The 7,660-nt window shown below is 73.2% G+C and carries 7 protein-coding genes; all 7 read left to right on the top strand.

Going from position 1 to position 7,660, the window contains the following annotated elements; all coding sequences use genetic code 11:
* Window positions 1-164: 164 nt before the first annotated feature.
* Window positions 165-650 (top strand): cobalamin B12-binding domain-containing protein, encoded by a 486-nt coding sequence (locus G3I65_RS05230; RefSeq protein WP_125315374.1) that lies wholly within the window; start codon window positions 165-167, stop codon window positions 648-650.
* Window positions 647-1,888: a methylaspartate mutase gene (locus G3I65_RS05235; RefSeq protein ID WP_160695086.1), complete on the top strand. Its 1,242-nt coding sequence runs from the start codon at window positions 647-649 to the stop codon at window positions 1,886-1,888. Before G3I65_RS05230 ends, G3I65_RS05235 begins: the two co-directional genes overlap by 4 nt.
* Window positions 1,889-1,918: 30 nt before the next feature.
* Entirely contained in the window at window positions 1,919-2,902 is a 984-nt protein-coding gene (locus G3I65_RS05240) for an asparagine synthetase A (protein WP_160695087.1), read from the top strand.
* Entirely contained in the window at window positions 2,899-4,152 is a 1,254-nt protein-coding gene (locus G3I65_RS05245) for a glutamate synthase-related protein (RefSeq protein ID WP_160695088.1), read from the top strand. Before G3I65_RS05240 ends, G3I65_RS05245 begins: the two co-directional genes overlap by 4 nt.
* A 235-nt stretch (window positions 4,153-4,387) precedes the next feature.
* Window positions 4,388-5,662, top strand: coding sequence for an MFS transporter (locus tag G3I65_RS05250; protein WP_160695089.1), 1,275 nt, complete (start codon window positions 4,388-4,390; stop codon window positions 5,660-5,662).
* On the top strand, window positions 5,659-5,865 hold the full coding sequence (locus tag G3I65_RS05255; RefSeq protein WP_166639700.1) for an MbtH family protein: 207 nt from the start codon (window positions 5,659-5,661) through the stop codon (window positions 5,863-5,865). The genes G3I65_RS05250 and G3I65_RS05255 overlap by 4 nt, the downstream gene beginning before the upstream one ends.
* A gap of 16 nt (window positions 5,866-5,881) precedes the next feature.
* Window positions 5,882-7,660 (top strand): amino acid adenylation domain-containing protein (locus G3I65_RS05260; RefSeq protein ID WP_160695090.1); only part of this gene is annotated, 1,779 nt, incomplete at its 3' end.

Here is a 7,660-nt window from a genome sequence, read left to right on the forward strand (position 1 = left end):
CGGCCGCGACGCCCGCGCGCGAGGCGGACCGGGGTGGGCGAACGCCGGGGGAATGCGGGGCCGCCGCACCCATGTGCGCCGGGCGCCGGCCGATGACGATTCGTCGTGAGAAGTTCGCGGCCCGCACCGCGGACGTTCCCCGAACGCACAGGGAGCGACGCACGATGACCACCTTCCAGATCGAGCAGACCCCGGACCGGCCCGCCGTGTCCGCGGGGTCCCCGCTGAAGTTCGTCCTGTCCAGCGTCCAGTCCGACTCGCACATGTGGAACCTCGTCGCCCTCCAGCTGATCATGGAGGAAATGGGCCACGAGGTGGTCAACCTCGGCGCCTGCGTCCCGGTCGAGCGGCTGCTGGCGGCCTGCCGCGCCGAGCGGCCGGACTGCCTGGTGATCAGCACCATCAACGGCCACGGCCACGTCGACGGCGCCCGGGTGATCTCCGCGCTGCGGGCCGACGCCGTCCTGGCCGGGCTGCCCGCCGTGATCGGCGGCAAGCTCGGCGTCCACGGCGACGCGAACAGCGCGCTGGAGGCCGAGCTGCTGGCACTGGGCTACGACGCGGTGTTCCACGTCGGCGCCGGCGATTCCGGCCAGGCGATCGAGTCCTTCCGCGAGTTCGTCGCCGCGAACATCCGGACCTTGCGGTGACCGCTGCCCGGTCGGTGTTCAGCGCGTTCGTGGCCGAGCACCGCCGCCGCCGGACGCTCGTCGTCCAGCCGCGGATGGGGTTCTCCGACCCGGCCGCGATGCGCCGCGGGCTGCGCGCGGTGGCCGGGGCAGGCGTCCCGGCCGTCGGCACCGTGACGCTCGACAGCTACACCCGCACCGGGCAGCACGACCTCGCCGCGATGTCCGTCCAGTCCGGGGTCCCGCTCAACGGCTTCCCGCTGGTGGCGCTCGGGCCTTCGGTCACCGCCAAGCTGGTGGCGGACCTGCCGGGCTTCCCGGTGCAGGTGCGGCACGGCTCGGCGCAGCCCGAAGACATCTTCGCGGTGATGCTCGAAGCCGGTCTCGACGCCTCCGAGGGCGGGCCGGTGTCCTACTGCCTGCCCTACAGCAGCGTGCCGCTGCGGACGGCGGCGAAGGCGTGGTCGCGCTCGGCGTCGCTGCTGGCCGGGCAGGCGGTCGACTGCCACCTGGAGAGCTTCGGCGGCTGCATGCTCGGCCAGCTGTGCCCGCCGGGCCTGCTCGTCGCGCTGTCGGTGCTGGAGTGCCTGTTCTTCGCCGAGCACGGCGTGCGCAGCGTGTCGGCCAGCTACGCGCAGCAGACGAGCCCGGAGCAGGACGCCGAAGCGCTGTGGGCGATGCGGCGGCTGTGCGCCGAGGAACTGTCCACTGTGGACCACCACCTGGTGCTCTACACGTACATGGGGCTGTTCCCGGAGTCCGCAGCCGGGGCGCGGGAGCTGGTCGCCGAGAGCGTCCGGCTGGCCGTGCGCACCGGCACCGAGCGGCTGATCGTCAAGACCACCGCCGAAGCACACCGGATCCCGACCGTCGAGGAGAACGTCTCGGCGTTGCGGCTGGCGCACGCGACCGCGCTCTCGGCACCCGCGCCGGCCGCGCCGCCGGGGGAGACCGAGGTGTACGCCCAGGCGCGGCTGCTCGTCGACGAGGTGCGCTCGCTCGCCCCGACGCTGGCCGAGGCGCTGCCGGCGGCGTTCGAACGCGGCCTGCTCGACGTCCCGTACTGCCTGCACCCCGACAACGGCGGCGAAACCCGGTGCGTGCTCGACGACGAAGGCCGCCTCCAGTGGTGGCACACCGGCCGGATGCCGCTGCCGCCCGCGCTGGGCGGCCGCCGCGGCCACGACCGGGTCAGCGCGACCCGGCTGCTCGCCGACCTGTCCTACCACCGCCGACGGCTCGACCCGGTCCTGTCCTGAACCGCCCGACCAGCTGGGAGTGAGAACGCCATGGAGTACACCGATCCGCCGGACCCGCGCACGCACTTGACCGCGGAGCGCACCCGGCACGTGCTGGGCCTCCAGCACAAGCTGCTCGCCGAGGCGCGCGCGTTCCTGGGCGCCCGCGGCTTCACCGAGCTGCTGCCCCCGGTGATCGGCCCGGTCACCGACCCGGGCGGCCGCGGCGCGAAGCAGGTGGACGTCGACTTCTACGGTCACCGCTACAAGCTGATGACCAGCGCGATCCTGTACAAGCAGGCGTCGCTGCTGGGCTTCTCGAAGATCTTCTACGTCGCGCCGAACGTCCGGCTCGAGCCGTTGGAGACGGCGAACACGAGCCGGCACCTGGCCGAGTTCCACCAGCTCGACGTCGAGGTGGCAGGTGCGTCCCGCGACGACGTGCTCGACCTGCTGCAGGACCTGGTGGCGCACGTGGTGCGCCGGGTCGTCGAGGACGCGGGCGACGTGCTGGAAGCGCTGGGCCGCGACTCGGGCGCGTTCACCGACCTGCTCGGCGGCGCGTTCGGCAGGCTGTCGCACGCGACCGCCGTGGAGACGCTGCGCGAGCTCGGCCACCCGCAGAGCGCGGACGCCGAGATCGACTGGGCGGGCGAAGCGATCCTGTCGGAGAAGCACGCGCGGCCGTTCTTCCTCGTCGACTACCCGAAGGGCTCGCGCGGGTTCTACGACCGGGAAAGCGTTTCGGCGCCCGGTGTCCTGCGCAACTTCGATCTGATCGCGCCCGAGGGGTACGGCGAGCTGTGCAGCGGGAGCGAGCGTGAGCACGAGTACGGCCGGATCGTCACGCGGATGCGCGAAACGGGTGAGAACCCGGCGAAGTACGCCTGGTACCTCGACCTGGTCCGGTCGGGGATCCCGGGCAGCGCCGGTTTCGGCCTGGGCATCCAGCGGTTCACGCGGTACGTGGCCGGGCTGGACTCGGTGTGGCAGGCGACGGCGTTCCCGAAGCTGCCGGGGGTGGTCTCGCCGTGACCGCGCTGAGCGCTGCCGGGTTCCCCGCCGACCTGGTCCGGGAGCGGGCCCGTTCGGGCGCCGCGGCGGTGTTCCCGGACGCGTCTTCTTACGGGACTTCGCTGTTCGGTGGGTCGTCGGACGTCGCTTCGGACGTTCTGGACGCCGCGCGGCTGGTGCCGCCGGTGTTCGTGCCGCGGCGGCTGGAGAAGCTGATCGAGCTGGGGCGTGAGCCGCTGTACGGCGACGTCTCGCTCGCGACGTCGATCGGCGGGTTCGCGTCTTCGCTGCCGGTGTACCTGTCGGCGTTCGGCTCGACGCAGGTCGCGGGCGCCGGCCTCGGGGCGGCGGCGTCGGCGCAGGCCGCCGCCATCGGGATCCCGATGGTGATCGGCGAGAACGTCGTCCCGGTGCACGGCCACGGGCGCACGGGCGGACCTTCGGCCGGGACGTTGCTGGAGCGCCTGCGGGCGTACGGCGACGCGGCCCCGGACGGCCTCGGCGGCGTCGTCGTGCAGCAGAGCACGGAGGACGCCGACGCGGAGGTCTGGAACCTGGTGTATTCCGACCCATCGGCGGCTTCGCTGCTGGAGTCGGGACGGCTGGCGTTCGAGCTGAAGGTCGGGCAGGGCGCGAAGCCGGGGCTCGGCGGGATGACGCTGGTTTCCCCGGCTGACGCCGCTTCGCTCGCTTCGCTTTATGCGGTGGATCTGGCGCTTGGGTCTTCGGTGCTGCGGAGCAGTTCGCCCGGGACGTTCACACCGGAGATCCTGCGGCAGCAGATCCGCTTGATGCGCAACAACTTCCCGCGCGCCGGCGTGTGGGTGAAGCTCCCACCGGGCCGCGACGTCGCTTCGGCCGCGTCGGTGGCTTGGGAGGCGGGTGCCGACGCGGTGACGGTCGACGGTGCCGAGGGCGGGTCGGGCTGGACGCCGGTGTCGTTCTCTTCCGTGGGGCTTCCGCTGGCGGAGTGCTTGTCCCGCATCGGGGTGCCGGGCGGTTGCCTGCTGGCGTCAGGCCGGATGTGGGAGGGCACGCGGGTGGCGAAGGTTCTGGCCCTGGGCGCCCGCGCGGCGGGTCTTGGGCGGGCCGCGCTGCTGGCGGTGGACACGGACCCGGAGTCCGGGCTGGTGCGGTTCGCGGAGGCGTTGGCTTTGGAGCTGCGGTTGCTGCTGAGTGCGCTGGGGCAGTACCAGGCGGACGCGCTGACGCCGGAGGACGTCTGGTTCCCGGGCACGCCGGCGCCGGTTCGCGAGCAGGTGCTCTCATGACGCGCGGCTCGGCAGGTCCGGCGCGGCCGGTCGTGAGTGGGAAGTCGGGTTCTAACCCGACTCACCACTCACGACCCCGGGTGGCCGCGGTCGGGGGTGTGTCGTGACTGCCGTCGAGGAGCCCCGCGCCGCCGCGGCGGCGGAGCCGGGTGCGGTGGCCAGGCCAGGCGCTCCTGCGGTCGAGCCGGGTGCGGTGGCCAGGCCGAGTGTCGCGGTGGCTGGATCGGGTTCAGGCGTGGCCAAGCCGGGCGCGGTGACCGAGCCGCGCGGTGCGGCGGGCGTGGCGCCCGGCGCGGAAGCGAGCCGCGCGGGCAAAGCGCTGCCCGCTCCCTTCCTCGGCCTCGTCGCCGCCATGGGGCTGTCCTCCTTCGGCGATGCGGTCTGGCTCATCGCCCTCTCCGTCACCCTCGTCGGCACCGCCGGCCCCGCCCTCGCCGGCCTCGTGCTCGCCCTCGGGTCCCTCCCGAAAGTCCTCACCCTCCTGGTCGGCGGCGCCGTCGCCGACCGGACCGGGCCACGCCGGGTCCTGATCACCACCGATCTCGTCCGGGCCGGGGCCATGCTCGGCGGGGCCGCTGCCGTACTGCTGGTGGGGCCGTCGCTCCCACTCCTCGCCGGGCTGATCGTCGTCATGGCCGTCGCCAGTGCCTTCTTCATCCCGGCCTCCGACGCGCTCCGGCCGAACCTGCTGCCGGCCGAGCACCTCGTGCGGGGCAACGCCGTCTACCTCGCCGCCGTGCGTGGGGGGCAGGCCGCGGGTGGGGCGCTCGGGTCGTGGCTGGCCGGGCTCGGGGGGCTCGTCACCGTCGCCGCCGTCAACGGCGTCAGCTTCCTCGTCTCCGCCATCGCCGCCGGGAACACCAAGACCCTGACCAGCAAAGAGCCCCGGCAGCGCGTCAAGCTCCGGCAGCTGGGCAAGGAAATAGCGGAAGGCGCGCGGTACGTCGCGAGAAGGCCCGCGCTCAGGACCGCCATGATCGTCACGGGACTGCTCGAACTCAGCGGCGCCGGGCCGATCAACCTCGGGCTCGTCCTGCTGGGCGGCACCCAGGGCGCGGGCTGGCTGCTCACCGCCATGACGCTCGGCGCGTCGCTCGCCTTCGTCGTCTCGGTCAAGTGGCCGCCGCGGGAGAAGGCCGGGCGGCTCGCCACCGCCGGGCTCGCCGCGCAGGTCGGGTGCCTCGCGCTGCTCGCCACCGGGAACCTCGCCGTCGGCATCGCCGCCTTCTTCACCCTCGGCCTGGTCGCCGGGCTCACCGCGCTCGTGCTCGTGAGCCTCGCTCAGCGGTGGTCGGCGAAGGAGATGCGCGGCCGCGTGATGTCGATCCTCGCGCTGTTCACCCTCGCCGCCACCCCGATCGGGAACCTGCTGATCGGCGTCCTGGTCGAGGCGCTCGGCGTCCCGCTGACCATGTTCGCCCACGCCGCGGTCGCGCTCGTCGCGCTCGCCCTGCTCGTCGCCACCCCGGCACTCGGCCGGGCCGCCCTCACAGAGGAGAAGAAATCATGAGCAACCCCTTCGAAGACGAGAACGGCACCTTCCTCGTCCTGGTCAACGCCGAGAACCAGCACTCGCTCTGGCCGTCCACAGTGGACGTCCCGGCGGGCTGGCGGACCGTGCACGGCGAGGACACCCGCGCCGCGTGCCTCGAGTACGTCGAGCAGAACTGGACCGACCTGCGCCCGGCGAGCCTCGTCGCCGCGATGCGCTGACCCTTCCCCGCCGGCAGTGAACGAACTGGAGCTGATCACCGTGAACCACGACGCCCGGCAGCTGCTGGCGGCCTGGAACGACACCACGACCGACGTCCCGGAGGCGGGCCGCACGCTCACCCGGCTGCTCGCCGAGCAGGCGGCCCGCACCCCGGACGCGACGGCGCTGGTGTTCGAGGGCGAAACCCTCACCTGCCGCGAACTCCACGACCGGGCCGCCCGGCTCGCGAACCTCCTGGCCGCGCGGGGCGTGGGCCCCGGCGTCCTCACCGGCGTCTGCGCCGACCGGTCCCTCGAGCTGGTGATCGCCCTGCTGGGGGTGCTCAAGGCCGGCGGCGCCTACGTCCCGCTCGACCCGGACTACCCGGCCGACCGCCTCGCCTACATGGTCGCCGACAGCGCCGCGCCGGTCGTGCTCACCCAGTCCCACCACGAACACCTCTTCGCCGCCGAGACCATCCTCCTCGACGACGTCGACTACGGCGCGGTCCCGGTCGTCGAGCCGGAGGTGTCCACAAAGGACCTCGCATACGCCATCTACACCTCCGGCTCCACCGGCCGCCCCAAGGGCGTGCTGGTGCCGCACGAAGGCATCGTCAACCGGCTCGCTTGGACCCAGGCCCAGTACGGCCTCACCGCCGAAGACCGCGTGCTGCAGAAGACGCCGTCCAGCTTCGACGTCTCCGTCTGGGAGTTCTTCTGGCCGCTGCTGACCGGCGCCACGCTCGTCCTCGCGCGGCCCGGCGGCCACCGCGATCCCGCCTACCTGGCCGGGGTCATCCGCGCCGAGCGGATCACGACCGTCCACTTCGTCCCGTCGATGCTGCAGGCCTTCCTGCTCGACCCCGCCGCCGCGACCTGCACCGGCCTGCGCCGCGTGCTGTGCAGCGGCGAAGCCCTGCCCGCCGAACTGCAGGCCCGGTTCTTCGCCACCCTGCCCGGCGTCGAACTCCACAACCTCTACGGCCCCACCGAAGCTTCGGTCGACGTCACCTATTGGGCCTGTGAAAAGGAAAACGCCACCGTCCCCATCGGACGTCCGGTGTGGAACACCCGCACCTACGTCCTCGACGCGCGGCTCCAGCCCGTCGCACCCGGGGAATCCGGCGAGTTGTACCTCGCCGGTGTCCAGCTGGCCCGCGGCTACCACGGCCGGCCCGGCTTGACGGCCGAGCGGTTCGTGGCCAGCCCGTTCGAGCCGGGGGAGCGGATGTACCGCACCGGTGACCTGGCGCGCTGGGACGAAACCGGGGCGCTGCACTACCTCGGCCGCACCGACCACCAGGTCAAGATCCGCGGCCTGCGCGTCGAACTCGGCGAAATCGAGGCCGTCCTCGACCGTCAGCCCGGCGTCGGCGGCTCGTGCGTGCTGGCCCGCGAAGACCGCGAGGGCGACCAGCGGCTGGTCGGCTACGTCGTCCCGGACGGCACCCCCGACCTCGACGCCCTGCGCGCCGCCCTCGCCGGGAACCTGCCGGAATACATGGTCCCGGCCGCGTTCGTCGTGCTCGACGACTTCCCGCTGACGCCGAGCGGCAAGCTCGACCGCAAGGCCCTGCCAGCCCCCGACTGGGCCGCCGCCCGCACCGGCCGCGCCCCGCGCACGCCGCGGGAAGCCGCGCTCTGCAGCCTGTTCTCCGAGATCCTCGGCGTCGACGGCGTCGGTATCGACGACGGCTTCCTCGCCCTCGGCGGCCACTCGCTCCTCGCCGCGAAGCTCGTCTCCGGCATCCGCGCCACCCTCGGCCTCGAAGCGGCGATCGGCGACGTCTTCCGCGCGCCGACCCCGGCCGGG

It is taken from the genome of Amycolatopsis sp. SID8362 (assembly GCF_010550475.1).
Taxonomy (GTDB): domain Bacteria; phylum Actinomycetota; class Actinomycetes; order Mycobacteriales; family Pseudonocardiaceae; genus Amycolatopsis; species Amycolatopsis eburnea.